This window comes from Pseudomonas sp. FEMGT703P (genome assembly GCF_002786345.1).
Taxonomy (GTDB): domain Bacteria; phylum Pseudomonadota; class Gammaproteobacteria; order Pseudomonadales; family Pseudomonadaceae; genus Aquipseudomonas; species Aquipseudomonas peli.
In genome coordinates this window covers 82,953-107,366 of record NZ_PGCM01000013.1, presented here as the reverse complement: position 1 = coordinate 107,366, position 24,414 = coordinate 82,953, and the positions used below count along the sequence as shown (strand labels likewise).

Below are 24,414 nucleotides of genomic sequence, written 5' to 3'. Positions count from 1 at the left end.
AGACTAGCTGGACTGGCCACAGTAGTACACGCATGCACCGCGGTGCCATGTACCGGCCGCTACGGTTATGCTCTGGCTTCCACTCAGCTATGGAACACCGCGTGAGCCCACTCAACACCCCCACGCCCAGCCGACTGCAGCGCCTCTGGCTCAGTGAAACCATTCGCTTGCGTGAGGAGCATGCCGGCCCGCTGGACGACAGCGAAGCCAACCGTCGCGCCCAGGCCAAAGGAGGGGCACTCGCTGAGCGCATCCAGAATCGTGCCTGGGCGCTGGGCGAACGCGACGGCCAGGTATCGGCGCTGCAGCATTGGTTACACGGCGCACGCCTGGCTGGGTTGTTGCTGGTGCTGCTGGCCATCCTCAGCGGCAGCGGCCTGGCAGTGGCAGCGTTGGGCGATGGTTTGCGCCCGGTCAATGTGTTCTGGGCCCTGGGCAGCCTGCTCGGGCTGAACCTGCTTCTGCTGCTGGGCTGGGCGCTGGGGCTGCTGCTAAGCCGCGACAGCGCGGGCGCCCTCGGCCATCTGTGGTTATGGCTGAGCGCCAAGCTCGCGCGCGACGCCCAAGCCGCACAACTGGCCCCTGCCCTGCTGTTGATGTTGCAACGCCAGCGCCTCAGTCGCTGGGGCCTGGGCGTACTGGTACAGGGCTTCTGGCTGCTGACCTTAATCACCGCGCTGCTGACCCTGCTGGCCCTGTTGGCCACCCGCCGTTACGGCTTTGTTTGGGAAAGCACCCTGCTTGGCGGCGACAGCTTTATCGCCATGACCCAAGCCATCGGCACCCTGCCGGCGCTACTGGGTTTTAGTCTGCCGGATGCTGAGTTAATCCGCGCCAGCGGCGACAGCGCTCTGGCCAACGAAAGCGCGCGGCTTAGCTGGGCCGGCTGGCTGGTCGGCGTATTGGTGGTCTATGGCCTACTGCCGCGCCTGGGCCTGCTGCTGTTCTGTCTATGGCGCTGGCGTCGCGGTTGTGCGGCGCTGAGCCTGGACCTCAGCTTGCCGGGCTACAGCCTGCTGCGCGAACGCCTACAACCGAGCAGCGAACGCCTCGGGGTGTGCGATGAGGCTCCGACGCAGCTGCATCAGCCGCATGCAGGCAGCCATACCGAAGGTAGCCAGGGCGCGCTGCTGGTAGCCGTCGAGCTGGACCCGCAACGCAGCTGGCCACCCGCGCTACCCAAGGGCGTCGGCGATGCCGGAGTGATCGACAGCCGCGAACAGCGCAACCAGCTGCTCGACCAGCTCAGTCGTTTCCCACCGGCGCGCCTGCTTATTGCCTGCGACCCGCGCCGCTCGCCGGATCGCGGCAGCCTGGCGCTGCTCGGAGAACTGGCGCGTACGGCCAGCGCTACGCGGATCTGGCTGCTGCCCCCACCGCCCGGTGAAGCGCTGGACAGCGCCCGCTTGGGCGACTGGCACCGCGCCCTGGAGCAATTGCAGCTGAGCTACAGCGACAGTGCGCCGTTCAGCTGGCTGGAGCATGGCCATGACTAAAGCCCTCAAGCTGGCCGTGGTCGGCCATACCAATGTCGGCAAGACCTCGCTGCTGCGCACGCTGACCCGCGATGTCGGCTTTGGTGAGGTGTCCCATCGCCCCAGCACCACCCGCCACGTCGAAGGCGCACGGCTGTCGGTGGACGGCGAGGCGCTGCTGGAGCTGTACGACACCCCCGGTCTGGAAGACGCCATCGCCCTGCTCGATTATCTGGAACGCCTGGATCGCCCCGGCGAACGCCTGGACGGTCCGGCAAGGCTGGCGCGCTTTCTCGACGGCAGCGAAGCACGCCAGCGTTTCGAGCAGGAAGCCAAGGTGCTGCGCCAGCTGCTGGCCTCGGATGCCGGCCTCTATGTGATCGATGCGCGCGAGCCGGTGCTGGCCAAATACCGTGATGAGCTGGCCGTACTGGCCATGTGCGGCAAACCCTTGCTGCCGGTGCTGAACTTCGTCAGCAGCAACCAACACCGCGAGCGAAACTGGCGCGATGCCCTGGCCCGCCTTGGCCTACATGCTCTGGTGTGTTTCGACAGCGTGGCGCCGCCGCTGGATGGCGAACGACGCCTGTACGACAGCCTGGCGCTGCTGCAGGAAAAAGCCCGACCGCAACTGCAACGCTTGATCGACGATCACCTGGCGCAGCGCCAATTACGCAAAAGCAGCGCTGCGCGGCTGATCGCCGAACTGCTGCTGGACTGCGCCGCCTGCCGCCGTAGCGTGGCGGCGCAAGCGGTGCTGGAACAGGGTGCAATCCGCGACCTGCATCAAACTATTCGCCAGCGCGAACAACGCTGTGTGGAAGCCCTGCTGCGTCTGTATGCCTTCCGCCAGGATGATGCCAAGGCCGGTGACCTGCCCTTGCTCGACGGTCGCTGGGGCGACGACCTGTTCAACCCGGAAACTCTCAAGCAACTCGGCATCAATATCGGCGGCGGTATGGCGGCGGGTGCGGCCACCGGGGTGGGCGTAGATCTGCTGGTCGGCGGCATCACCCTCGGTGCAGCCGCGCTGATCGGCGCCGTGCTCGGCGGCAGCGCGCAAACCCTGCGCGGCTATGGCGCGCGGCTGAAAGGCAAACTCAAGGGCCAACGCGAGCTGACCGTGGACGACGCCGTGCTGCGTCTGCTCGCGCTGCGTCAACAGCTGCTACTGCAAGCACTGGAAGCCCGTGGCCATGCTGCGGTTGAGGCCATCAACCTGAGCACGCCGCAGGACACCAGCTGGCGCGAAGGCAAGCTGCCGGAGGCCCTGCACAAAGCCCGCGCGCACCCGGAATGGTCATCGCTCAACCCCGGTGCAACGCTGGAAGACAGCGAACGCCAGGAGCAGGTGCAGCAGTTGGCGGCTGAGTTGCTCTAGCTCTAAGACATCGCGGCCATGGCCGCGATTAACGATCAGACCGCGACAGGCGCCGGAATATGCGGATGCGCCTGGTAGCCGACCAGCTCGAAGTCCTCAAACTTGAACGCCAGCAGGTCCTTCACCTCGGGATTGAGCTTCATCACCGGCAGCGGCAGCGGCTCACGGCTCAGTTGCAGGTCGGTCTGCTCGATATGGTTGGCGTATAGGTGACAGTCGCCGCCAGTCCAGATGAAGTCACCGGGCTGCAGGCCGCAGACCTGAGCAACCATCAGCGTCAGCAGCGCATAACTGGCAATGTTGAACGGCACCCCAAGAAAGATATCCGCCGAGCGCTGATAAAGCTGGCAGCTCAGCTTGCCGTCGGCCACATAGAACTGGAACAGCGCATGACACGGCGGCAGGGCCATCTGCTCGACCAGCGCCGGGTTCCAGGCGGAGACGATCAGACGGCGCGAGTCCGGATTCTTCTTGATCATCTCGATCAGCTTGCTGATCTGGTCGATCGACTCACCGTTCGGCGCCGGCCAGCTGCGCCACTGGTAGCCATAGACCGGGCCGAGGTCGCCATTCTCGTCGGCCCACTCGTCCCAAATGCGCACACCGTTGTCCTTCAGGTACTTGATGTTGGTGTCGCCCTGGAGGAACCACAGCAGCTCGTGAATGATGGATTTCAGGTGGCACTTCTTGGTGGTCACCAGCGGGAAGCCGTCTGCCAGGTTGAAACGCATCTGATGGGCAAAAATACTGTAGGTGCCAGTGCCAGTACGGTCACTCTTGAAGGTGCCCGTCTCGCGCACCAGGCGCATCAGGTCGAGGTACTGTTTCATTGCACGGCCTCCTGCGCCGCCTGGCGCTTGTAGGCATAGGCGATCAGACCCAGGCCACCGAGGATCATCGGCACGCAGAGTACCTGGCCCATGGTCAACCAGCCGCCTGCCAGGTAACCAAGTTGAGCATCCGGCACGCGGACGAACTCAACGATAAAACGGAAGATCCCGTAGCACATGGCAAACATGCCGGACACGGCCATGGTCGGCCGCGGCTTGCGCGAGTAGAACCAAAGGATGGCGAACAGCGCCACACCTTCCAAGGCGAATTGGTACAGCTGCGAGGGGTGGCGCGCCAGTTGCTGCGGGTCGGTGGGGAAGATCATCGCCCACGGCACGTCGGTCGCCTTGCCCCACAGTTCGGCGTTGATGAAGTTGCCGATACGCCCAGCACCCAAGCCAATCGGCACCAGCGGCGCAATAAAGTCCATCAGCTCAAAGAAGCTCTTGTTGTTGCGCTTGCCGAACCACCAGGTGGCCAGCATTACGCCGATCAACCCGCCGTGGAACGACATGCCGCCTTCCCAGATGCGCAGCATGCGCACCGGTTCGGCGATATAGGCAGCCAAATCGTAGAACAGCACGTACCCCAGGCGGCCACCGAGGATCACGCCCATGGCGACCCAGAACACCAGATCGGAGAGCTTCTCCTTGTTCCAAGTCGGCGCGAAGGCGTTGACCCGGCGCGAGGCCAGCCACCAAGCGCCGCCGATGCCGATCAGGTACATCAGGCCGTACCAATGGATTTTCAGTGGGCCAAGGGCCAGCGCAACTGGGTCGATCTGCGGGTAAGGCAGCATCAAAAACTCCTTAAACGAGGAAACTCAGGCCCACGCTAAACAGCAGCAGGGCAAACAGACGCTTGAGCAGGCGCGGCGACAGCTTGTGCGCCAAGCGTGCGCCGACACGAGCAAAGTACATGCTGGGGATCGCAATGCCGACCAACGCCGGCAGGTAGACAAAGCCCAGGCTCCACTCTGGCAGCGCGGGTTTATCCCAGCCCAGCCAGATAAAACTCAGGGCGCTGGCTATCGCAATCGGCAAACCGCAGGCCGAAGACGTGGCCACCGCCTGCTGCATCGCAACGCTGCGCCAAGTCAGGAATGGCACAGTCAGCGAACCGCCGCCAATCCCGAAAATCGCCGAGGCCCAGCCAATCACGCCACCGGCCAGGGTCAGCGCCGGCTTGCCTGGGACAGTGCGGCTGGCTTTGGGTTTCAGTTCCAGGGCCATTTGCACGGCAATAATGATCGCAAACACGCCGATGATCTTCTGCAGCAGCGGCCCCTGAATCGCCGCTGCAGTCATTGCGCCCAACCCGGCACCGAGCAGAATGCCCAGGGTCATCCAGGCAAATACCGGCCACAGCACCGCGCCTTTGCGCTGATGTTCTAGCACCGAGTTGATCGAGGTGAAGATGATCGTCGCCAGCGACGTACCGACCGCCAGGTGGGTCAGAATCATCGGATCAAAGCCCTGCGCAGCAAAACTCAGCACCAGCACCGGCACGATGATAATGCCGCCGCCCACCCCAAATAACCCGGCAAGCGTTCCGGCGGCAGCCCCCAGGACCAAATACAGCAGCAGTTCCATCAGCACCCCCGCAAACAATCCGGCATGGTAACGGATGCACAGGGCCGGACTCTACTTTGGGCGATGGATGTCCGTCCTGGCTTTGCGTAAAGTGCCTGCATCGCCTGTGGAATAGACCAGCATGCGCCCGACCCTGTACCTGAAGCTGAGCTGTAACCAGATGCACCTGACGCACCTGCAGAGTGGCCGCGTACTGCACTTGCAAGCGGACCCTGCGTTCAGCAACCCACGCCTATTGGTGGCAGATTTTGCGGCAGCCCAACACCTGCTGCTGGGCGGTATCACGGCCCTGTTGCCCCATCGCTTCCTGCGTCTGAGCCGACCACCACAACTGCTGATTCAACCGCTGGAACGCCTGGAGGGCGGTTTGTCTCAGGTTGAAGAACGCATTCTGCTGGAGCTTGGCCTCGGCTGCGGCGCGCGCAAGGTACGCCTGCACCTGGGCCAGGAGCTGGACAATGCCGGCGTGCTGGCGAAATTAGGGAGCTGATCATGTGCCTGATCGTCCTGGCCTGGCGACCGGGCCATGCCCAACCGCTGCTGGTGGCCGCCAACCGCGATGAGTTCTATGCCCGCCCGAGCCAACCTCTGGCCGAATGGCCCGACAGACCGGGACTGATTGCCGGGCGCGATCTGCAAGCCGGAGGTACCTGGCTGGGTATCGGTCCGGGCGGACGCTTTGCCGCACTGACCAATATTCGCGCCCCCGGCCAGGCATTAGGCAGCCGCTCTCGTGGCGAGCTACCGGTGGCCTTTCTTAGTGGCGAAAGCAGCATCGATACATTTCTACAAGACCTGCACGAGCAGCGGCACCACTACAGCGGCTTTAACCTGCTGCTGGGTGACCCTCAGCAACTCTGGCACTTCAACTCCCATACCGGGAACGCCACGCCCTTGGCGGAAGGCGTACACGGCCTGTCGAATGCCGACCTGAATACACCCTGGCCCAAGCTGCAGCGGGCCAAGCAGGCCCTGAGCGACGGCCTGCATGAAGCCACCCCACAAATGTTGCTCAAGCTGTTGGCCGACCCCACCGGTGCGGCGGACGCGGAGCTGCCGCAAACCGGTATCGGCCTAACCGGCGAACGCCTGCTTTCCAGCGTGTTTATTGCCAGCGCCAGCTACGGCACGCGCGCCAGCACCGCCTTGATTGTGAATGCCGACGGCAGCCGCACGCTCACCGAACGCACGTTCGGCAGCCATGGCAGTTATCTGGGTGAGGTGCTCGTTCCCTGTTGAGGCCGCTCAGTCGCTGCGCACAGGTTCGCTGAGCTCATCCAAGGTAAACAGCGGCGCGGCAATCGCCGGGTCGTCGGCATCCGCCACCAGCAGGGGTCGACCATCGGCCTGAAAGGCCAGCCCTTCGATCTTCACCACTGGCGCCAAGCGGTTCAGCGCGACGATATTCAGTTGCGCGTCCAGCCGCCCAAGCACGCTGCCAACGCAGGCACCGTCCAGGTAGCTGGAATCAGTAGCTTCCGCCGATGCCGTGAAATACAGCGCGCCACTGGGCGCCACGCTGAGATCGGTGAGGCTCAATTGCACACCGTCCAGCTCCGGTAATTGCAGCGGCACGATCTGCTGCAATGCAGCGGCACTCAGTTGTCCGTCCTGTAGATCGCGCAGCACATGCGGCAAATCGAGCAGCACCAGGGCGTTTTCTCGGCCGCGACCATTGCCGCGCTGCGCCAGCAGCACCTGCTCGCGATAGACCACGCCGCCTTCGATATTCAGGTCCTGAAAGTGCTCAGCGAGCGCCCGGTACAAGGGATTAAGGTCGATCACGCGCACATTCCCAGCCTCAACCAGACAACCGCGACAGCGGCGTTCGGTGGAACCGGAACCTAACGCCAACAGGCTGTCAGCGGGCAATGATATCAAGGCTTCGAAGTCGGGCTTTAGGCGCTTGCGCAGCTTGGCATCGCGGGGTAATTCGCCGGGGAGCAGAGTCAGCTCGGCCTGCCAGTCGCCGCTCAGGCTGTAGCGCTGCAGCACCAGCGCATCATCGGCCAACACCCAGAAACTATGCCCCTGACAGACCAATGCGCTGGCTGCCGACAGCCGCAGCGTGGTCAGTTGGCGCAATTGCATGGGGGTTGCGGCGAGCGTCAGCATGAGCCGCGAGCACTCACGCCTGAATATCTGACGCCGGATTGATCATCCGACCCAGGCCGAGGTTGCGCAGGGCCAGCTGCAGGGTGCTGTGAATCACCTGTGGGTTGTCGATGTTCATCACTTGGCCCAGCAGCTCCTGGGCTTTGCCCAGGCTGATCTGCCGCAGCAGCCATTTCACCTTGGGCAGGTTGGTGGCGTTCATCGACAAGCCATCGAAGCCCATCGCCATCAGCAATACTGCGCACGCCGGATCACCGGCCATCTCGCCGCAAATGCTCACCGGCTTGCCTTCGGCGTGGGCGCCGGCCACTACCAGGCGCAGCGCCTGCAAGACCGCCGGATGGAGGAAGTCGTAAAGATCAGCAACGCGAGGGTTGTTACGATCCACGGCCAACAAGTATTGGGTCAGGTCATTCGAGCCGACCGAGAGGAAGTCGACTTGGCGCGCCAGTTCGCGCACCTGATAGACCGCTGCGGGAATCTCAATCATCACCCCGACCGGCGGCAGTGGCACGTCGGTGCCTTCATCGCGCACTTCACCCCAAGCACGGTGAATCAAGTGCAGCGCCTCTTCCAGCTCCTGAATCCCGGAAATCATCGGCAGCAGAATGCGCAGGTTATTCAACCCTTCGCTGGCCTTAAGCATGGCGCGGGTCTGCACTAGGAAGATTTCCGGGTGGTCGAGGGTGACGCGAATACCGCGCCAGCCGAGGAAGGGGTTGTCTTCCTTGATCGGGAAATAGCTCAGCGCCTTGTCACCGCCGATATCCAGGCTGCGCATGGTCACCGGCAGCGGGTGGAAGGCGGCAAGCTGCTCGCGGTAGATCGCCAACTGCTCTTTCTCGCTGGGGAAGCGCTCCTTGATCATAAAAGGCACTTCGGTGCGGTACAGACCAACGCCTTCGGCACCGCGCTCCTGGGCGCGCTTTACATCAGCAAGCAGGCCGGTGTTGACCCACAGCGGCATACGGTGGCCGTCGAGGGTTTCGCACGGCAAGGCGCGCAGTGCATCAAGACCCTGCGCCAGCTGGCGTTCTTCCTCGACCACTTCGGCGTATTGCTTGCGCAACACTTCGCTCGGGTTGGTGAACACCTCACCGTGGTAGCCGTCGACGATCAGCTGAATACCGTCGATCTTCGAATACGGCAGGTCGACCACGCCCATGACCGTGGGAATACCCATGGCCCGCGCAAAGATGGCCACATGCGAGTTACCCGAGCCCTGCACCGAAACCAGGCCAACCAGCTTGCCTTCCGGCACTTCGCCAAGCATCGCCGGCGACAGCTCTTCGCTGACCAGAATGCAGTTGTCCGGGTACACCAAGGTCTGCTGCCGCGCCTGCTGCAGGTAGGCGAGCAGGCGTCGACCGAGGTCTTTGACATCGCTGGCGCGCTCACGCAGGTAGGCGTCGTCCATCAGTTCAAAACGATTGATGTGCTCGCCAATCACCTGACGCAGTGCGCCCTGGGCCCACTGGCCGGTGCGAATGACCTTGACCACCTCGTTACCCAGGGCGGCGTCTTCCAGCATCATCAGGTAGACATCGAACAGCGCGCGCTCTTCCGGGCGCAGCTGCGTGGCCATTCTCGCCGACAACGCGCGCATGTCGCTGCGTACGCCTTCCAGAGCATCATTGAACAGGGCCAGCTCGGCGGCGATGTCGTCGACGGTCTTATCCGGCACCACTTCCAGATCAGCCGGCGGCAGGACCACCACTGCGGTGCCCACGGCTGCGCCAGGCGAGCCGGGTACGCCGATGAACTTGGCTTCCTGAATGCCCTTGCCCTGCCGACCCAGGCCGCGGATCGAACCGGTGGCCTCGGCGTGGGCGATAACCCCGGCGAGCTGGGCGCTCATGGTGACTAGGAAGGCTTCTTCGCCTTCGTCGAACTGGCGCTGTTCTTTCTGCTGGATAACCAATACGCCCATCACCTTGCGGTGGTGAATGATCGGCGCACCGAGAAAGGAGGCGTAACGCTCCTCGCCGGTTTCGGCAAAGTAGCGGTAGCGTGGGTGCTCGGAAGCGTGTTCGAGGTTGAGCGGCTCTTCGCGGGTGCCGACCAGGCCGACCAAGCCCTCGTTGGGGGCCATGCTGACCTTGCCGATGGCTTTCTTGTTCAAGCCCTCGGTGGCCATCAGCACAAAGCGATTGCTTTCCGGGTCGAGCAGGTAGACCGAGCAGACCTGGCTGCCCATAGCCTCGCGCACTCGCTGCACGATAATGCCCAGCGCCGCCTTGAGGTCCTTGGCGGCATTTACTTCCTGGACAATCTTGCGCAGCGTATTGAGCATACTTGGCTCTAGCCTGTGTCAGTCCCGCGCCAAGAGGCGCGGAGCGAGTTCCTTGAGGGCGCGACGGTAAACCTCGCGCTTGAATGTCACCACCTGGCCCAGCGGGTACCAGTAACTGACCCAGCGCCAGCCGTCGAACTCCGGCTTACCGGTCAGGTCCATGCGCACCCGATCCTCTGCGCCAGTCAAACGCAGGAGGAACCACTTCTGTTTCTGCCCGATGCACAGCGGCTGGCTGTGCGTGCGCACCAGGCGCTGAGGCAGACGATAACGCAACCAGCCTCGGGTGCAGGCGAGAATTTTCACATCCTGCTGTTCAAGGCCAACTTCTTCGTTCAATTCGCGGTACAGCGCTTCTTCCGGCGACTCATGGTCATTGATCCCGCCCTGCGGAAACTGCCAAGCGTCCTGGTTTATCCGACGCGCCCACAGCACCTGGCCGACATCATTGGTCAGAATGATGCCGACATTCGGGCGAAAACCATCGGAATCGATCACGGCACACAACCTCGTAAACGCCTGAATTTAAGACATGCGGGCATTGTTCCACAAAGGCCGCGGCAGCAGCAACGCGAGCGGGGCGCGTAATAGGAATGACCTATAAAAGCCGTTATTCTTGCCGCCTTTCGTAGCTGGCAATCAAAGGTGCTCCCGTGCGTTTGGCTTTATTCGATCTCGACAACACCCTGCTCGGCGGCGACAGCGATCACGCCTGGGGAGACTACCTGTGTGAGCGCGGCATCCTCGACGGGATTGCCTATAAGGCGCGCAACGATGACTTCTATCAGGACTACCTGGCCGGCCGCCTGAACATCACCGACTACCTGAACTTCAGCCTGGAAATCCTCGGCCGCACGGAAATGGCGCAGCTGGAGCAGTGGCACCGCGAGTTTATGCGCGACTGCGTCGAGCCGATCATCCTTGCCAAAGGTGAAGCGCTGCTCGCCGAGCACCGCGAAGCCGGCGACAAGCTGCTGATCATCACCGCCACCAACCGCTTCGTCACCGCGCCGATTGCTGCGCGCCTTGGGGTCGACACCCTGCTGGCCACCGAATGTGAAATGGCCGACGGCCGCTACACCGGACGCACCACCGACGTGCCGTGCTTCAAGGAAGGCAAGGTCACCCGCCTTAACCGCTGGTTGGCGGAAAGCGGCCTTAACCTCAACGACAGCTACTTCTACAGTGACTCAATGAACGACCTGCCCCTGCTGGAGCAAGTCACTCACCCCTTCGCCGTCGACCCCGATCCAAACCTGCGCGCCGAAGCAGAAAAGCGCGGCTGGCCGGTGATCTCGCTACGCTAAACTGGCTACAAATAAAAACGCCGCCTGATCAGGCGGCGTTTTTTATTGCGGTATTGATCAAGCTGGCTTGGCGCCCATCAACCCCATGATCACCAGCAACAACAACACGATCAGCCCGGCATAGGCCGCGCAGAAACCCAGCAGGCGCTTGGGTGCTGGCGCGCCATTAAGGGCTTGCCAGGTGCTCAGGCGGCCCGCCAGCAGCAACCCGGCAACCATCAACACACCAAACAGCACGCTGCTGAGCAGAAGCCAGGTTTGGCTCAGCGGCAAACCGATCAGGTCAACCAGCAACCAGCCGGTTACCGGCAGGCTCAGGGCCAGCAGGCCGAGCACCGGCATGCTGATCAAGCGGGTGCGTTTCAGCTTGCGCTGCAAGATGGCGGCATCACCGCCACGCGAGGCCTTCCATAACATAAACAGATGTACCAGCACCCCAACCAGCAAGAGGATGCCGGGCAGCATGTGCAGCATTTTCAGCAATGGGTAATGTTCCATTGTTTCAGTCCTACCGGGTTTCCGGCTTATCCAAGAAAGAGTTTGTACGCCGGGTTATCGCTCTCATCCCAGTAGGGATAGCCGATGGCTTCCAGCGCCGCTGGCACCAAATGGCGCTCGGCCTGCGGCACCTGCAGGCCCGCGACCACTCGACCATCGGCCGCGCCGTGATTGCGGTAGTGGAACATCGAGATGTTCCAGCGCCCACCTAATTTCTGTAAGAAATTGAACAATGCACCCGGACGCTCAGGAAACTCGAAGCGGTAAACACACTCATCCGGCACCGCTGCCGCATGACCGCCGACCATATGGCGGATATGCAACTTGGCCAGTTCGTTGTCAGTCAGGTCCAACACCGGGAAGCCCTGGTCGCGCAGACCCTGAACCAGCGCGGCACGCGGGTCACTTTCCGGGTGGGTTTGCACGCCGACAAAGATGTGCGCCTCCTTATCTTCGTGATAGCGGTAGTTGAACTCGGTGATCTGCCGCTTGCCGATGGCTTCGCAGAACGCCTTGAAGCTACCCGGTTGCTCGGGGATGGTCACGGCGATGATCGCTTCACGCTTCTCGCCCAGTTCGGCGCGTTCAGCAACGTGGCGCAGACGGTCGAAGTTGACGTTGGCCCCCGAGTCGATGCCCACCAGCACGCGCCCACTGCAGCCCTCGCGCTCCACATACTTCTTGATCCCAGCCACGCTCAGCGCACCGGCCGGTTCGGTGATCGAACGGGTGTCGTCGTAGATGTCCTTGATCGCCGCACAGATCTCGTCGGTGCTGACGGTGATCACCTCGTCAACATGGTCCTTGCACACATCAAAGGTGTGCTGACCGATCTGCGCCACGGCCACGCCATCGGCAAACAGCCCAACCTGCGACAGCACAACACGTTCACCGGCGGCCATCGCGACCTGCAGGCAATTGGAATCGTCCGGCTCAACACCGATGACCTTGATCTCTGGACGCAAGTATTTGACATAGGCGGCGATACCCGCAATCAGCCCGCCGCCGCCCACCGGCACGAAGATCGCGTCGATCGCCCCCGGTTGCTGACGGAGGATTTCCATCGCAATGGTGCCCTGCCCGGCAATGGTGTGCGGGTCATCATAGGGATGGATATAGATGTAGCCCTTCTCATCGACCAGCTTCAGCGAGTAGGCCAGTGCTTCCGGGAAGCTGTCGCCGTGCAGCACCACCTTGCCGCCGCGCGAGCGTACGCCCTGCACCTTGATTTCCGGGGTGGTCTTGGGCATCACGATGGTCGCTTTGACCCCCAGCACCTTGGCCGCCAGCGCCAGGCCTTGGGCATGGTTGCCGGCCGAGGCGGTCACCACACCGCGCGCCAGCTCCTCAGTCGAAAGCTGCGCCAGTTTGTTGTAGGCACCGCGAATCTTGAACGAGTACACCGGCTGCAGGTCTTCACGCTTGAGCAGAATCTGGTTGCCCAGGCGCTCGGAAAGCTGGTTAGCGGCTTGCAGCGGGGTTTCAACCGCCACGTCATAAACGCGCGAGGTGAGGATTTTCTTGACGTACTGTTCGAGCATGGCGGGATCGCAGGCGGCTTTTCAGAGAGTCAGCGAGTCTACCCCAGCGCCGCGCCGAACGACCATACAAGCCACAGGGTTTTCCCGGCCAGCGGCCCCCTGGCGCCTCAGTCAGGCTATAATTCGCGCCTTTCAATCACTCCCACTCCAGGCCTAAAGATGAATCAGGATCAACTCAAGCAAGCCGTCGCCCAGGCTGCCGTCGACTTTATTCTCCCCAAACTCGACGCCAAGAGTGTGATCGGTGTCGGCACCGGCTCCACTGCCAACTGTTTTATCGATGCCCTGGCCAAGCACAAGATGGAATTCGACGGCGCTGTGGCCAGTTCCGAAGCCACCGCCGCACGCCTCAAGGGCCATGGCATTCCGGTGTATGAGCTGAACACCGTCAGCGACCTGGAGTTCTATGTGGATGGCGCCGATGAAAGCGACGAGCACCTCAACCTGATCAAGGGCGGTGGCGCGGCCCTGACCCGCGAAAAAATCGTCGCGGCCGTGGCACAGACCTTTATTTGCATCGCCGACGCCAGCAAGCTGGTGCCAGTCCTCGGCGCCTTCCCACTGCCGGTGGAAGTCATCCCGATGGCACGTAGCCATGTCGCCCGCCAGCTGGTCAAACTCGGCGGCGATCCGGTGTACCGCGAAGGCGTGGTGACCGACAACGGCAATATCATCCTCGATGTGTTCAACCTGTCGATCACCAACCCCGTGGAGCTGGAAACCCAGATCAACGCCATCGTCGGCGTGGTCACCAACGGCCTGTTCGCTGCACGCCCAGCTGACCTGCTGTTGCTCGGCACCGCAGAAGGCGTGAAAACCCTCAAGCGCGCCTGACGCGCAGAGCAGCAAGGTCTGACAGCTGTGCAAAAATGGATCAAGTCGGCAGACAGCCCACGCCCTTGGCGTCATGCTGCCGGCATTGCTTAGTTATCAGGATCGTCAGGGAGTTTTATGTCCGCATTCGTCTCGTCCGCCCATGACCGCCAGCTAGAGCTCGCCGATCTGCTGCGTGAGCTAGTCGCCCAGGGCCGGACCAATCAGGACAATGCCGAACAATGCCTGGCGATCCGCCGCAGTGCCGTCAATAACCAGCAGCATCCGCTGGAATTTCTTGCCGCACAGCAACTGGACGATCTAAAAAACCCTGGCAAGAAGCTTGAGCTGGAAGGCCTGACCAGTTGGCTGGCGGAACAATGCGGCCAGCCGTTTCTGCGCATCGACCCACTGAAGATCAATGTCGCGGCTATCACCCCGCTGATGTCCTATGCCTTCGCCCAGCGCCACAAGATTCTTGCCGTGGCGGTGGACAACGACAGCGTGACCATCGCCAGCAGCGAACCTTTGGTAAATAGCTGGGAAGCCAACCTGACCCACGTGCTCAAGCGTCCGATCAAGCGCGTGGTGGCTAGCCCAACGGATATCCAACGCTTTACTGTGGAGTTCTACCGCCTAGCCAAATCGGTAAGCGGCGCCTCAGCCGGCGACACTAAGCTCAGCAACATGGGCAACTTCGAGCAACTGCTCAACCTCGGCGCCCAGGATCAGGAGCCGGACGCTAACGACGCACATATCGTCAATATCGTCGACTGGCTGTTTCAATACGCCTTCACCCAACGCGCCAGCGATATCCATATCGAGCCACGCCGCGAACAGGGCAGCGTGCGTTTTCGCATCGACGGCGTGTTGCACACCGTCTACCAATTCCCGCCTCAGGTAACCATGGCCATCGTCAGCCGCCTGAAAAGCCTTGGGCGGATGAACGTTGCAGAAAAACGTAAACCGCAGGATGGCCGGGTGAAGACCAAGACCCCGGATGGCGGTGAAGTCGAACTGCGCCTGTCGACACTGCCCACCGCCTTTGGCGAAAAAATGGTGATGCGGATCTTCGACCCGGAAGTGCTGCTGAAAAGCTTCGACCAGCTGGGTTTCTCTGCCGATGACCTGAAACGCTGGCAGAGCATGACCAGCCAGCCCAACGGCATCATCCTGGTCACCGGCCCTACCGGCTCTGGCAAGACTACCACGCTGTACACCACGCTCAAGCAGCTGGCCACGCCTGAGGTCAACGTCTGCACCATCGAAGACCCGATCGAGATGATTGAGGGCGCCTTCAACCAGATGCAGGTGCAGAGCAATATCGACCTGACCTTCGCCAGCGGCGTGCGCGCCCTGATGCGCCAGGACCCGGACATCATCATGGTCGGTGAAATCCGCGACCTGGAAACCGCCGAGATGGCGATCCAGGCAGCGCTCACCGGGCACTTGGTACTCTCAACCCTGCACACCAACGACGCGCCCAGCGCCATCACCCGCCTGCTCGAACTGGGCGTACCGCATTACCTGCTCAAGGCCACCTTGCTCGGTGTGATGGCCCAGCGCCTGGTGCGCACTCTATGCCCGCATTGCAAGGCGCCACAGACGCTGGATGAAGACGGCTGGCAGAGCCTGACCAAACCCTGGAGCGCGCCGCTGCCGACTCAAGCCTGTAGCGCCGTCGGTTGCCTGGAGTGTCGCGACACCGGCTACCGCGGCCGCGCTGGGGTGTATGAAATCATGCTGATCAATGACGCGATGAAGCCGCTGATTACCGCCGATACCGACCTGATCGCGCTGCGCCGGCATGCGTTCAAGGAAGGTATGCGCAGCCTGCGCCTGTCCGGCGCGCAGAAGGTCGCCGCCGGCCTCACCACCATTGAGGAAGTGCTGCGGGTCACCCCGCAGAGTGAGCAGAAATAATCGCGGCCATGAAGTTTCAGCTGCGCGGCAAACGCTGCTGACGGGCGAGGATGCTCGCCACCCGCTGCGGCTTGCACTGCAGGTAAGCCGAGGCTTGCAGCAAGCGCTGATTGGAATGCCAGGCAAACAGAAACTGCCCGCCCTTGAGCTGATCGACCACCATCCGCGCCACTTCCGGACGCACCGCCGGGCAACCCAGGCTGCGGCCGATACGCCCATGCTTCTGTGCCCAGCGTGGGCTGACATAACCGGCGCCATGAATCACGATGGCACGCTCGCGGGCCAGGTCGTTCAGCCCAGGCTCCAGGCCATCCATACGCAGGGAATAGCCATGCTTGCCGCGGTAGCTTTCCGCCGTGCGGAACAGGCCCAGACTGGATTGGTGGCTGCCCAGACGATTGGAAAACGCCTCGGCAAAATTCTCCCCAGACTTGCGACCATGGGCGACGAAATCGCGTAATAGCAGACGCTTGCGCTGCAGATCGAATATCCACAAGCGCCGCTCGGTGGAAGGCCGCGAATAGTCGATCACTGCAAGGCGGCGAGCCGGATCCGCACCGTGATTGACCGCACACTGCATGGCCGCCAGCGCATGCTGCAGCGCCTGCTGATTAAGCCCGGGGGCAATCCGCGCCAGGTCCCTGAGCAAGCCATCCTGCTCGGTTGCAGTCGCCGACAAGGGCATGCAAGAAAGCCAAAATCCGATCAGGCAGAACCTGCCAAGACGTCCAAACATTGCGCAAATACCTCGAGTACCGTCGGACGTCCTGTCACAAGATCCGCCCCTAGCCCGCCTATACTGGTTGCGGCTAACCCGCTTTTCGGCCAAGGACTGGAGCAGTAGATTGTTCAAAAAACGTACACTCTACCTGAGCGCTGCCCTGCTCACCCTGCCATTGGTCGCCAACGCCACCGATGCGCCCTTCGCCACCAGCGTCGATCTGCGCCCATTGCTGGCTCAATTGACGCAGCGCTGCAGCCCATTACCGACAAGCCTAGACGAGAATGCTCAGCACCTGCTGCAGGCTTTTTATGCGCAACGCGACGGCCAGCCGGCCTGGCAGAACAGCGAACAACTGCTGCAATTGCGCGAACAGCTGGCGCAATTGGAAGATGACGGCCTGCAGCCCAGTGACTATCTGCTGCCCAGCCTGGTCGCGGAAAGCTTCGCCAAGCAGCGCGACTGCGCGGAACTGCTGACCAGCCACAGCTACCTGCAGGCCCTGCTGCACCTGCGTCGCGGCCGCTTGCTGCAACAGCGCATGGAACCGCTGTGGCAGGCGCCAGGGCAAACCAACCCGGACCCGCAACTGGCGACCCTCTCACTGGCCCTGCTGCATCTGCACACCCCGTCCCTGGCCTTTGCCAGCGCACGGCCGGCCACCGTGCAATACCAGCGGCTGCGTAGCGCTTATGCGCAACAACGCCTGCAGCCGCTGCAGGAGTGGACGACGCTCGCCAGCGGCCCACAGCTCAAACCCGGCGGCAAGGATGCGCGACTGCCAGCATTGCGCACACGCCTGATCGCCCAGGGTTACCTGGCTGTACCACCAGAAGAACTGGGCAACACCTATGATCTGGCCACACAAAGCGCCCTGGAGAATTTCCAACGCGACCACGGCCTCAACCCGGATGGCATTCTCGGCACCGCCAGCCTGACCGAGCTGAATGTCAGCCCACAGCTGCGCCGTGAGCAGCTGCGCGCCAACCTTGAGCGCCTGCGCTGGCTCGCCGACAACATGGGCGATGCCGAAGTGCTAATCAATGTCGCGGCCGCCGAAATCCAGGTGCAGCGCGATAATCAGCTGCTTTGGCGCAGCCGCACCCAGGTCGGCCGCGCCGAACGGCAAACGCCGCTGCTCGCCTCCAGCATTGTGCGGCTGACCCTCAATCCGACCTGGACCGTGCCGCCGACCATTCTGCGCGAAGACAAACTGCCGGCTATTCGCGACGACATCAGCTATCTGGAGCGCCACCAGATCAGCGTGCTCGACCGCGACGGCAACCTCCTCGACCCGCAGAGCATTGACTGGGAAAGCCCCGGAGCGATCCGCCTGCGGCAGTCGGCCGGCAGCCATAACCCGCTCGGCCGCGTCGCTGTGCGCTTCGACAATCCATTCGCGGTCTACCTGCACGACACTCCCAGCCAGCAGCTGTTCAGCAAAGCCCCGCGTGCTTTCAGCTCGGGCTGCGTAAGGGTCGAGGCGGTCGACACCCTACTCGCCTGGCTGCTCACCCCGGATGAGCTGAGCAGCGTGCAGACGCGTATCGCCAGCGGCGAAACCCAGCAATACCGCCTGCAGCATCCGGCGCCGCTGCTGATTGCCTATTGGACGGTCGAAGCCAGCAAGGACGGGGCACTGCGCTACTACCCGGACATCTACGCGCGCGACATGCGCCTGGTCAAAGCGCTGGCGCCAAACGTGCACTGATCGGTCGCCATGACCGTTGATCGGCACACTCTGCAACGCCATCGACAGCAGTGCCAACGCCAACTGTGCTTAGATAGCTGAACAGCTAATCCGCAGACTAAAACCCACCAAGGAGCTACACCACATGGAAATCGGCAGCGTCATCTTTCTCTTTGTCGGCCTCGCCGTCGCCATCGTTTTTATGGGCTTCAAGGTCGTGCCGCAGGGTTTTGAATGGACGGTGGAGCGCTTCGGTCGCTACACCAACACCCTTAAGCCGGGCCTGAACATCATCGTCCCGGTGATGGATAAAGTCGGCCGCAAGCTCAACGTAATGGAAAACGTGCTGGATATTCCGCCGCAGGAAGTGATCACCGCCGATAACGCCACGGTGCAGATCGACGCCATCTGCTTCTTCCAGATCATCAATTCGGCCCAGGCGGCTTACGAGGTGAACAACCTTGAACACGCCATCCGTAACCTGGTGATGACCAATATCCGTACCGTGCTCGGTTCCATGGAGCTGGACGCCATGCTCGGTCAGCGCGACGCAATCAACGAGAAGCTGCTGCGCACCGTCGATGAAGCAACCGCGCCCTGGGGCATCAAGATCACCCGTATCGAGATCAAGGACATCAGCCCACCCGCCGATCTGATGGCCGCCATGTCCGGGCAGATGAAAGCCGAGCGGATCAAGCGCGCACAGATTCTCGAAGCCGAAGGCCTGCGTGCCGCGGCCATCCTTACCGCCGAAGGGCAGAAGCAGGGCGACATCCTCAAGGCCGAAGGCCAGCGCCAGGCGGCCTTCCTCGAAGCCGAAGCGCGCGAACGTGCCGCCCAGGCAGAAGCTGAAGCCACGCGCATGGTTTCCGAAGCCATCGCCCAGGGCAACGTGCAGGCGGTTAACTACTTCGTCGCGCAGAAATACATCGAAGCCCTCGGCCAACTGGCCAGCGCCAATAACAGCAAAGTCATCCTGATGCCGCTGGAAGCCAGCCAGGTGATCGGTGCAGTCGGCGGTATCAGCGAAATTGTCAAAGCCACCTTCGGCGAGAAGAAGGGTTAAGCCATGTGGGACTTTTTACAGCACCTGTCGTACTGGAACTGGCTGGCGTTCGGCACCCTGCTGCTGATCCTCGAAGTGTTCGGTGCCGGTGGCTATCTGCTGTGGATCGGCCTGGCCGCCGCCAGCGTCGGCCTGCTGACCTTTATCTTTCCGGGCCTGCCCTGGGCTGCGCAGTTCATCCTGTTCGGCCTACTGTCGATACTCACCGCAGTGTTCTGGTGGCAGCGCCAACGCAGCGCCGCCAAGCCTTCCGACCAGCCAGGGCTGAACCAGCGTGGCAGCGAATTCATGGGACGCACCTTTGCCCTGCATGAAGCCATCCATGAGGGGCGTGGCAAGATAAAAGCCGGAGACTCGTTGTGGTTGGTCAGCGGCCCGAATCTACCGGCGGGCACGCCGGTGCGCGTGGTGGGTCAGGACGGTGTGGTGCTGCGGGTCGAAGCCGAGTAATCGGCCTAACAGGCAAACCGGCACTGGCGAAAAATGCTCAGTGCCGGCTTAGTTGCCTGTCACTCAGGCAAGGCGTACACCTTGAACAGCGCCTTGACCATATCCCCCGGCTCACCGAAGTAGCGACCGTAAATCTGCTCTAACTCACCGGAGCGCTGCGCATTGCTAAGGGCCGTGTCGACCAACAGGCGGAAGTCTTCGTCACCACGCGTTAAGGCCATCGCCACCGGGGCGAATTCGTAGATTCGCTCCAGCACCTGCATATCACTGGCATCATCACGCTTGGCCAGGTAATTCTTCAGGACCATGCGCTCAGAAAAGAACGCATCGGCCTTACCCTCGGCCACCAACTGCACACCTTCCTCCTGGCTGCTGACGGTCACCACCGTAGCGACAACACCCAGCATGCGTTGCTGCTTGCGAATCCAGGCTTCTGTCGCTTCGCCCTGTTTAACCGCATAGGTATGGTTAGCCAAGCCGCGATTGACCGTGGCGCGCCAAGTCGGTCCGCTGTGTGCAACCTCACCGTTGAGCACCTTGAGCAAAGCCACGGGCGCATCCTTACGCACCAAGACCGCCAGCCCGGCGGTGTAGATGGGCAGGGAGAAACTGACGTGCTTACGCTGACTGAGGCTTTCCACACTGGGCGAGCAGAGCAGGTCGAGCGAACCGTCACGCACGGCGTTAAGCCCTTGTGTCGCCTTCACAGACTGATAGCGCACCTGCAGCGCAGGCAGGTTCAGTTCGGTTTTGACCTGTTCGACCACCTTCTCGCACAGCTCGATGGCATAGCCGCCGACTTCACCATTTTGCAGGCTGCTGAACGGGGCAATATCGTCGATGTAGCCCAGATTAAGCGTGTTGCTGCTTTCGATGCGCTGCAACGTCTCGGCGTGGGTTACAGGCGACAGCGCCAGGAGGCAGGCCAGCAGCAGATTGAACGGATTACACAGGCGAAGATTCATATCCATATCCCCAGATTCAAAGGGTTTACCGGCCATTACGCCTTACCGGGCGTGGGTTGCTCGGCAACAAAGCGTTTGGCGATAAAGCCGTACAGCAGATAACCCAACGCCAGCACCAGCATCGCGCCGAACACCGCATCCTTGCCCGAGGCATACAGGGCGTAGAAGCAATAAACCATCGCCACCATCAGCACCACCACGTTGCGGGTATAGATCGCCGCGCTGACGCGGGCCTTGTACATGATCACCAACAAACCGGAGAGCGCCGTGACATAGGGAATCAGGTTGGTAACGGCCGCCAGATTGACCAACTTGCTGAACTGCGCGCTGGCGTTCGGCGAGATAGTCGAAAGCGCCAACAGAGTTTGCAGCACCCCGCACACGATCATGCCGATCACCGGTGCATTGGCCGCCGTCACTTTGCCGAACAGTTTGAGGAACATGCCCTGATCAGCCGTGACCTTGGCCGTTTGCGCCAAAGTGAACTGCCAACCCAGCAGCGAGCCGATACAGGCCATGACAGCCAGGCCCATGATGATGTTGCCGATAAAGGGGTTGAACATCTGCGCATAGACATAGGCAAATGGCGCGGTGGAGTTGGCCAGTTCGGCATTCGGTACGATGCCCTGAATCACCGTGGTCGACAGCACATACACCACGGCTGCGCCGAGGGTGCCGAAGAGGCAGGCCAGCGGCACATTGCGCTCTGGATTTTCCACCGCATCGGAGTTCTGCGCCGCCGACTCCATGCCGAGGAAGGCCCACAGAGTCAGCGGAATACTCTGTGCAATGGCATCGCTGATCTTCAGGCTGTGCGGGTTCCAGGCATCCTTCAACACCGCAGGGTCAAACCAGAACCAGCCGATCAGGCTGAGCCCCGCCACCGGAATGATCACGCCCCAGACAGTGATCGCGCCAATTCTGCCGGTGATACGCGGGCCGCCAAAGTTGGCCACTGTGGTCAGCCAGATCAGCCCGACCGTGCCGACAAACAGCGGAATCGCGCCGCTGCCCAGCCAGGGGAAGAACGGCGTGAGATAACCCACTGCAGAAATACCGATGGCCACGTTGCCGATGGCCAGCGAAAGAAAATACAGAAACGAACAGAGAAAGAACGCCGACTTGCCGTGCGCTTCCTCGGTATAGGCCGACATACCGCCCGAGCGGTGGCAGTAGATGCCGCATTGGGCGAAACAATAGGCAATGGCCATGGAGCCGACGGCCGTGATGATCCACGACAGCAACGAAACCGCGCCCAACTGGGCCATGCTCGACGGCAACATGATGATGCCGGAGCCCATCATATTGACCGACACCAGGGTGGTGAGCCCCACCAGGCTCATCTTCTTGCTTGACTCAGCCATCGACCTCTCCTTGTTCTTTGCGTGGCACTGGCGCGGCCAGCAGCCAAGGCTGCCGGCCCGGAGTGGCTAAGCGTTACTGTTTGACCACATAGACCTTGTAAGTCAGCCCACCCTGACCATCGCGCTCAATCTCGACGCCATGGTTGTCGTGCTCGAAACCGGGGAAGTGGCTGTCGAACAGCTCCATCGCCAGCAGGTAATCGATGATCGCCTGCTTGTCCGCGCCAGCCTTCTCGCCCGGCATCATCAGCGGGATGCCCGGTGGATAAGGCACGATTTGCACGGCCACGGTGCGGTCCAGCATGTCACGCACGGCGATCTGCTCGATCTGGCCTTTCACCAGCTTGGCAAACGTCGCCCGCGGTGATGACACCACATCCGGCAACAGGCTGAAGGCGGCGTCCATGTTGTGCAGCAGCTTGGAGGCGAGCATGTCCTGGTGCATGGCGTCGGCCAGGTCCTTGAGGCCCATGCCGGCGTAACGCTCGCCATGGCTAGCGACCAGCTCAGGCATCACCAATTCCAGCGAGGCGTTGCTGTCGTAGTGCTTCTTGAACTCCATCAGCCCGGCGACCAGTGAGCCCCACTTGCCCTTGGTTACGCCCAGGCTGAACAGCAGCAGAATCGAATACGGCTCGGTCTTTTCCACCACGATGCCGCGGCTGGAAAGGAACGATGACACCAGCGGCGCCGGAATGCCGCTGGCCTCCATCTGCCCTTCCAGGGTCTGCCCTGGGGTCAGCACGGTGACCTTGATCGGGTCGAGCATGCAGTAATCGCGGCCCAGGTCACCAAAGCCATGCCAGCTGGCGCTCGGCTGAAGCACCCAGGCATCACCCTGGCGTAACGTCTGCGGATCGAGGTCGGCAAAGGGCACGCCGTTGACCTCATCCGGTTGCCACACGCCAAACCACCAATCCTGCGGCTTGCGCTTACGCACCTCATTCCCCAGGCGCACCATGGCCTGGCGGAAGGCAATGGCTTCGCCGATGGACTCATCGGTGAGGTACTCGCCGGCATCGTCCATCATCTTCGCCGACACATCGGTGGAGGCAATGATGCTGTATTGCGGCGACGTCGAGGTGTGCATCATGAAGGCTTCATTGAACAGCGCCGGCTTGACCGGCACCTTGCCCGAACGGATATGGATCATCGAGGCCTGCGACAGCGCCGCCAGCAGCTTGTGGGTCGAGTGGGTGACGGTCACTGTGGCGTCATCGGCATGCCGTTCGCCACGGTGCATGCCGTAGCGGCCTTCATACAGCGGATTGAAGCGCGCGTAGGCATACCAGGCTTCGTCGTAGTGAATCCGGTCGACGCTCTGGCTCAGTTCGCGGGTGGTGGTCTGCACGTTGTAGCAGAGGCCGTCGTAGGTCGAGTTGGTCAGCACCGCCAGTACCGGACGGGCCTGTTTGTCGGTCATCAGCGGACTTTCGGCGATTTTCTGCGCCACAGCCTCGGGAATCAGCTCGCTGCGCGGCACCGGGCCGATCAGCCCGCGTGCGTTACGCCGTGGCCGCAGGTACAGCGGCACCGCGCCGGACATATTCAGCGCGTAGTTCAGCGATTTGTGGCAGTTGCGATCGACCAGCACCGCGTCGCCATCGGTGACCGCCGAGTGCAGGACGATCTCGTTGCTGGCTGAACTGCCACCGACCGAGAAGAAGGTGTAATCGGCACCAAACACCCGCGCGGCATTCTTTTCCGCCTCGGCAATCGGCCCGGAGTGATCATTCAGCGAGCCCAGCTCACCCACAGACACGCTGAGGTCGGAGCGCAGCATCTGCTCGCCGTAAAAGTCGAGAAAACTGCGACCCACAGCGGTCTTCATAAAGGCGGTGCCGCCGGTATGCCCTGGGGTGTGCCAGGAGTATTCGTGGGTGTCGGCGAAGTTAACCAGGGCGCCAAAAAATGGCGGCAGGATGCTGTCCAGATAACGCCGGGCAGCGGCTTCGATGCGACCGGCGACAAACGCCGGACTGTCTTCCGGCTGCCAGATAAACCCGTCGATATTTTCGACAAATTCCAGCGGCACCCGGCTCTGATGCGCCTGGCTCATGCCGAGCATGATCGGCAGCTGTGCGGTGCGCTGGCGGATCAGCTGAATCAGGTGCAGCGCTAACGGCAAGTTCTCCTCGCACAAGCCCCAGCCGAGGATGACGCAGCAATAGGCTGGGTCGGCGCGAAAGGCGATTTCCGCGTCATCCAGCGAGCTGACTCGCTCAACCTCCAGGCCATGTTGCTGCAAGGCCCGACCCACCTCCTCGGCGCTGCGCAGAACGATGCTGTCCGGGTGCTCCAGGGTGTTGACCACAATCAGCACCGGGTAACGCTGGGCTAGGGATGCCGGCAACGGCACTTTCGCGTGACTCATGATGAACTCCTTGTA

At 62.0% G+C, this 24,414-nt stretch carries 22 protein-coding genes; 10 read left to right on the top strand and 12 right to left on the bottom strand.

The window, feature by feature from the left end; genetic code table 11:
• The first annotated feature begins 89 nt into the window (after positions 1-89).
• Together CUR33_RS19775 and CUR33_RS19770 are read left to right on the top strand one after the other, a co-directional pair.
• Positions 90-1,496: a DUF2868 domain-containing protein gene (locus tag CUR33_RS19775; protein ID WP_289240700.1), complete on the top strand. Its 1,407-nt coding sequence runs from the start codon at positions 90-92 to the stop codon at positions 1,494-1,496.
• Positions 1,489-2,856: a GTPase/DUF3482 domain-containing protein gene (locus CUR33_RS19770; RefSeq protein WP_289240699.1), complete on the top strand. Its 1,368-nt coding sequence runs from the start codon at positions 1,489-1,491 to the stop codon at positions 2,854-2,856. Before CUR33_RS19775 ends, CUR33_RS19770 begins: the two co-directional genes overlap by 8 nt.
• 35 nt (positions 2,857-2,891) lie before the next feature.
• Here CUR33_RS19770 and CUR33_RS19765 read toward each other — a convergent pair whose 3' ends face one another.
• From CUR33_RS19765 to CUR33_RS19755, 3 genes are read right to left on the bottom strand one after another with little or no spacing between them, the layout of a single operon-like run.
• Positions 2,892-3,686 (bottom strand): thymidylate synthase, encoded by a 795-nt coding sequence (locus tag CUR33_RS19765; RefSeq protein WP_090250272.1) that lies wholly within the window; start codon positions 3,684-3,686, stop codon positions 2,892-2,894.
• Positions 3,683-4,486: a prolipoprotein diacylglyceryl transferase gene (gene lgt / locus CUR33_RS19760; RefSeq protein ID WP_090250274.1), complete on the bottom strand. Its 804-nt coding sequence runs from the start codon at positions 4,484-4,486 to the stop codon at positions 3,683-3,685. The genes CUR33_RS19765 and lgt overlap by 4 nt, the downstream gene beginning before the upstream one ends.
• A gap of 10 nt (positions 4,487-4,496) precedes the next feature.
• Positions 4,497-5,279, bottom strand: a complete 783-nt coding sequence (locus CUR33_RS19755) for a sulfite exporter TauE/SafE family protein (RefSeq protein ID WP_167143537.1) — start codon at positions 5,277-5,279, stop codon at positions 4,497-4,499.
• A gap of 121 nt (positions 5,280-5,400) precedes the next feature.
• Between CUR33_RS19755 and CUR33_RS19750 the strand changes: the two genes are divergently transcribed.
• Positions 5,401-5,769, top strand: a complete 369-nt coding sequence (locus CUR33_RS19750; RefSeq protein ID WP_090250277.1) for a hypothetical protein — start codon at positions 5,401-5,403, stop codon at positions 5,767-5,769.
• A 2-nt stretch (positions 5,770-5,771) separates the two neighbouring features.
• The gene (locus tag CUR33_RS19745) at positions 5,772-6,518 is read left to right on the top strand and encodes an NRDE family protein (protein WP_289240698.1); all 747 of its coding nucleotides are present in this window, start codon (positions 5,772-5,774) and stop codon (positions 6,516-6,518) included.
• A gap of 6 nt (positions 6,519-6,524) precedes the next feature.
• On the opposite strand, the gene CUR33_RS19740 is transcribed toward CUR33_RS19745, so the two are convergent.
• From CUR33_RS19740 to CUR33_RS19730, 3 genes are read right to left on the bottom strand one after another with little or no spacing between them, the layout of a single operon-like run.
• Complete coding sequence (locus CUR33_RS19740) at positions 6,525-7,370, bottom strand: DUF6929 family protein (protein ID WP_289240697.1); 846 nt, start codon at positions 7,368-7,370, stop codon at positions 6,525-6,527.
• Positions 7,371-7,407: 37 nt separating this feature from the next.
• Entirely contained in the window at positions 7,408-9,687 is a 2,280-nt protein-coding gene (gene ptsP, locus CUR33_RS19735; protein ID WP_090250284.1) for a phosphoenolpyruvate--protein phosphotransferase, read from the bottom strand.
• 18 nt (positions 9,688-9,705) lie between these two features.
• Entirely contained in the window at positions 9,706-10,185 is a 480-nt protein-coding gene (locus CUR33_RS19730) for an RNA pyrophosphohydrolase (protein ID WP_090251327.1), read from the bottom strand.
• Positions 10,186-10,340: 155 nt separating this feature from the next.
• Between CUR33_RS19730 and CUR33_RS19725 the strand changes: the two genes are divergently transcribed.
• Positions 10,341-10,994: a histidinol-phosphatase gene (locus tag CUR33_RS19725; protein ID WP_090250287.1), complete on the top strand. Its 654-nt coding sequence runs from the start codon at positions 10,341-10,343 to the stop codon at positions 10,992-10,994.
• Positions 10,995-11,051: 57 nt separating this feature from the next.
• Here CUR33_RS19725 and CUR33_RS19720 read toward each other — a convergent pair whose 3' ends face one another.
• Both CUR33_RS19720 and ilvA read right to left on the bottom strand, forming a co-directional pair.
• A complete protein-coding gene (locus CUR33_RS19720) occupies positions 11,052-11,492 on the bottom strand; it encodes a DUF2269 family protein (RefSeq protein ID WP_160085849.1) in 441 nt (146 codons plus the stop codon).
• A gap of 26 nt (positions 11,493-11,518) precedes the next feature.
• Positions 11,519-13,033 (bottom strand): threonine ammonia-lyase, biosynthetic, encoded by a 1,515-nt coding sequence (gene ilvA / locus CUR33_RS19715; RefSeq protein ID WP_289240696.1) that lies wholly within the window; start codon positions 13,031-13,033, stop codon positions 11,519-11,521.
• Between the two features lie 159 nt (positions 13,034-13,192).
• On the opposite strand from ilvA, the gene rpiA reads away from it, so the two are divergent.
• On the top strand, positions 13,193-13,867 hold the full coding sequence (rpiA, locus tag CUR33_RS19710; RefSeq protein ID WP_289240695.1) for a ribose-5-phosphate isomerase RpiA: 675 nt from the start codon (positions 13,193-13,195) through the stop codon (positions 13,865-13,867).
• A 117-nt stretch (positions 13,868-13,984) separates the two neighbouring features.
• Complete coding sequence (locus tag CUR33_RS19705) at positions 13,985-15,769, top strand: GspE/PulE family protein (protein WP_289240694.1); 1,785 nt, start codon at positions 13,985-13,987, stop codon at positions 15,767-15,769.
• A gap of 16 nt (positions 15,770-15,785) precedes the next feature.
• Here CUR33_RS19705 and CUR33_RS19700 read toward each other — a convergent pair whose 3' ends face one another.
• Entirely contained in the window at positions 15,786-16,505 is a 720-nt protein-coding gene (locus CUR33_RS19700) for a murein L,D-transpeptidase catalytic domain family protein (protein ID WP_448703248.1), read from the bottom strand.
• 109 nt (positions 16,506-16,614) lie between these two features.
• On the opposite strand from CUR33_RS19700, the gene CUR33_RS19695 reads away from it, so the two are divergent.
• From CUR33_RS19695 to CUR33_RS19685, 3 genes are all read left to right on the top strand, one after another.
• Positions 16,615-18,201 carry a L,D-transpeptidase family protein gene (locus tag CUR33_RS19695; RefSeq protein ID WP_289240692.1) on the top strand — a complete coding sequence of 529 codons (1,587 nt, stop codon included), beginning with the start codon at positions 16,615-16,617 and terminating at the stop codon, positions 18,199-18,201.
• Between the two features lie 124 nt (positions 18,202-18,325).
• The gene (locus tag CUR33_RS19690) at positions 18,326-19,246 is read left to right on the top strand and encodes an SPFH domain-containing protein (protein ID WP_090250305.1); all 921 of its coding nucleotides are present in this window, start codon (positions 18,326-18,328) and stop codon (positions 19,244-19,246) included.
• A 3-nt stretch (positions 19,247-19,249) separates the two neighbouring features.
• Positions 19,250-19,696 (top strand): NfeD family protein, encoded by a 447-nt coding sequence (locus tag CUR33_RS19685; protein ID WP_090250308.1) that lies wholly within the window; start codon positions 19,250-19,252, stop codon positions 19,694-19,696.
• 59 nt (positions 19,697-19,755) lie between these two features.
• Here CUR33_RS19685 and CUR33_RS19680 read toward each other — a convergent pair whose 3' ends face one another.
• From CUR33_RS19680 to CUR33_RS19670, 3 genes are all read right to left on the bottom strand, one after another.
• Positions 19,756-20,661, bottom strand: coding sequence for an amino acid ABC transporter substrate-binding protein (locus tag CUR33_RS19680; RefSeq protein ID WP_289240691.1), 906 nt, complete (start codon positions 20,659-20,661; stop codon positions 19,756-19,758).
• Positions 20,662-20,696: 35 nt separating this feature from the next.
• The gene (gene potE, locus CUR33_RS19675) at positions 20,697-22,025 is read right to left on the bottom strand and encodes a putrescine-ornithine antiporter (protein ID WP_289240690.1); all 1,329 of its coding nucleotides are present in this window, start codon (positions 22,023-22,025) and stop codon (positions 20,697-20,699) included.
• A gap of 73 nt (positions 22,026-22,098) precedes the next feature.
• Positions 22,099-24,399 (bottom strand): Orn/Lys/Arg family decarboxylase, encoded by a 2,301-nt coding sequence (locus CUR33_RS19670; protein WP_289240689.1) that lies wholly within the window; start codon positions 24,397-24,399, stop codon positions 22,099-22,101.
• Positions 24,400-24,414: the final 15 nt, after the last annotated feature.

Bases quoted from the DNA above. Each gene is read 5' to 3' on its own strand.
- CUR33_RS19775 (WP_289240700.1), top strand. From the start codon at position 90: ATGGAACACCGCGTGAGCCCACTCAACACCCCCACGCCCAGCCGACTG.
- CUR33_RS19770 (WP_289240699.1), top strand. From the start codon at position 1,489: ATGACTAAAGCCCTCAAGCTGGCCGTGGTCGGCCATACCAATGTCGGC.
- CUR33_RS19765 (WP_090250272.1), bottom strand. From the start codon at position 3,686: ATGAAACAGTACCTCGACCTGATGCGCCTGGTGCGCGAGACGGGCACC.
- lgt (WP_090250274.1), bottom strand. From the start codon at position 4,486: ATGCTGCCTTACCCGCAGATCGACCCAGTTGCGCTGGCCCTTGGCCCA.
- CUR33_RS19755 (WP_167143537.1), bottom strand. From the start codon at position 5,279: ATGGAACTGCTGCTGTATTTGGTCCTGGGGGCTGCCGCCGGAACGCTT.
- CUR33_RS19750 (WP_090250277.1), top strand. From the start codon at position 5,401: ATGCGCCCGACCCTGTACCTGAAGCTGAGCTGTAACCAGATGCACCTG.
- CUR33_RS19745 (WP_289240698.1), top strand. From the start codon at position 5,772: ATGTGCCTGATCGTCCTGGCCTGGCGACCGGGCCATGCCCAACCGCTG.
- CUR33_RS19740 (WP_289240697.1), bottom strand. From the start codon at position 7,370: ATGCAATTGCGCCAACTGACCACGCTGCGGCTGTCGGCAGCCAGCGCA.
- ptsP (WP_090250284.1), bottom strand. From the start codon at position 9,687: ATGCTCAATACGCTGCGCAAGATTGTCCAGGAAGTAAATGCCGCCAAG.
- CUR33_RS19720 (WP_160085849.1), bottom strand. From the start codon at position 11,492: ATGGAACATTACCCATTGCTGAAAATGCTGCACATGCTGCCCGGCATC.
- ilvA (WP_289240696.1), bottom strand. From the start codon at position 13,033: ATGCTCGAACAGTACGTCAAGAAAATCCTCACCTCGCGCGTTTATGAC.
- rpiA (WP_289240695.1), top strand. From the start codon at position 13,193: ATGAATCAGGATCAACTCAAGCAAGCCGTCGCCCAGGCTGCCGTCGAC.
- CUR33_RS19705 (WP_289240694.1), top strand. From the start codon at position 13,985: ATGTCCGCATTCGTCTCGTCCGCCCATGACCGCCAGCTAGAGCTCGCC.
- CUR33_RS19700 (WP_448703248.1), bottom strand. From the start codon at position 16,505: ATGTTTGGACGTCTTGGCAGGTTCTGCCTGATCGGATTTTGGCTTTCT.
- CUR33_RS19690 (WP_090250305.1), top strand. From the start codon at position 18,326: ATGGAAATCGGCAGCGTCATCTTTCTCTTTGTCGGCCTCGCCGTCGCC.
- CUR33_RS19685 (WP_090250308.1), top strand. From the start codon at position 19,250: ATGTGGGACTTTTTACAGCACCTGTCGTACTGGAACTGGCTGGCGTTC.
- CUR33_RS19680 (WP_289240691.1), bottom strand. From the start codon at position 20,661: ATGAATCTTCGCCTGTGTAATCCGTTCAATCTGCTGCTGGCCTGCCTC.
- potE (WP_289240690.1), bottom strand. From the start codon at position 22,025: ATGGCTGAGTCAAGCAAGAAGATGAGCCTGGTGGGGCTCACCACCCTG.
- CUR33_RS19670 (WP_289240689.1), bottom strand. From the start codon at position 24,399: ATGAGTCACGCGAAAGTGCCGTTGCCGGCATCCCTAGCCCAGCGTTAC.